Source organism: Streptomyces palmae (assembly GCF_004684805.1).
GTDB lineage: Bacteria > Actinomycetota > Actinomycetes > Streptomycetales > Streptomycetaceae > Streptomyces > Streptomyces palmae.
In genome coordinates this window covers 1-1,118 of the sequence record NZ_SRID01000712.1, presented here as the reverse complement: position 1 = coordinate 1,118, position 1,118 = coordinate 1, and the positions used below count along the sequence as shown (strand labels likewise).

Here is a 1,118-nt window from a genome sequence, read left to right as displayed (position 1 = left end):
AGGTGGGAGGCGGCCGGCAGGGGACCACCGCGGCCTCCGCGTCGCGCCCGGGGGCGCGCGGGACGCCAGGCCACCGGCCTCACACCCGCGCCCGCGGGGGCGCTGGGGGCACCTCCCGGACGAAGTCCGGGGAAACCGCGCGACCAGCCCCGAACGGCCCGCAGCCGACCGAGTACCTGCCCAGCCGCACCTGCGCCGACCGCGCCCCGCCCCCGCGGGAGCGTCAGTCCTCGGCGGCACCGGTGCCGGAGACGGCCTCTTCGACCAGTTGCTCCTCGGTGGCGCCGCGGCGCCAGTAGCCGGTGAACATGATGGCGGCGCGGTCGAAGCCGCGGTCGCCGACCAGGTGCCGCCGCAGGGCCCGTACGGTGCCGGACTCGCCGGCGATCCAGGCGTACGGGGTGCCCGCGGGCAGTTGGGCCGCGCGCACCGCGTCCAGGGTGAGGTGCCGGTCGGCGGTGGGCGAGGCACTCCGTACCAGCCAGGTGATCTCGGCGTCGGCGGAGGTCGCCAGGGTCTGGATGTCCTCGGGGTCGGGCACCTCGATCCAGACCCGGGCGCGGGTCCGCTCCGGCAGCGACTCCAGGATCCCGGCGACGGCGGGCAGCGCGGTCTCGTCGGCGGTGAGCAGGACCCACTCGGTGCCGGCCGGCGGGCGGAAGTCCACGCCGAGGTTGTCCGGCGCGGTCGGGCCCAGCAGGATGGCGCGGTCGCCGGGTCGGGCGCCGGCGGCCCAGCGGGCGGCCGGCCCGCTCTTGGCGCGCCCGGTGCCGTCGCCGGTGCGGGTCCCGTGCAGCGCGAAGTCCACGTCCACCTCGGTGGATCCGCCGGCGGTGGTGCGCTGGGCGCGCACCGTGTACGAGCGCATCACGCCGCGCTCGGCCGGGTCCATGGTCCGCCATGTGGCGAACCAGTCCTCGCCCGCCTCGACCGGGACCAGTGGGGTGTCCTGGCCGGGGTGCGGCAGGAAGAGTTTGAAGCGCTGGTCCCGGCCGCCGGAGGCGAAGCCGGTCAACCGGGGGCCGCCGAAGGTGATCCGGACCATGGAGCGGCCCAGCGGCCGGACGCCGACGACATGGGCGTCGAAGAAGCGGTACGGGGCGGCGGAGGGGGTGTCG

The 1,118-nt window shown here is 77.2% G+C and carries 1 protein-coding gene; it reads right to left on the bottom strand.

Annotation, left to right across the window (positions count from 1 at the left end):
- Positions 1-223: 223 nt before the first annotated feature.
- Positions 224-1,118, bottom strand: an 895-nt coding sequence (locus E4099_RS32245; RefSeq protein WP_135342622.1) for a siderophore-interacting protein, incomplete at its 5' end; no start/stop codon positions are given.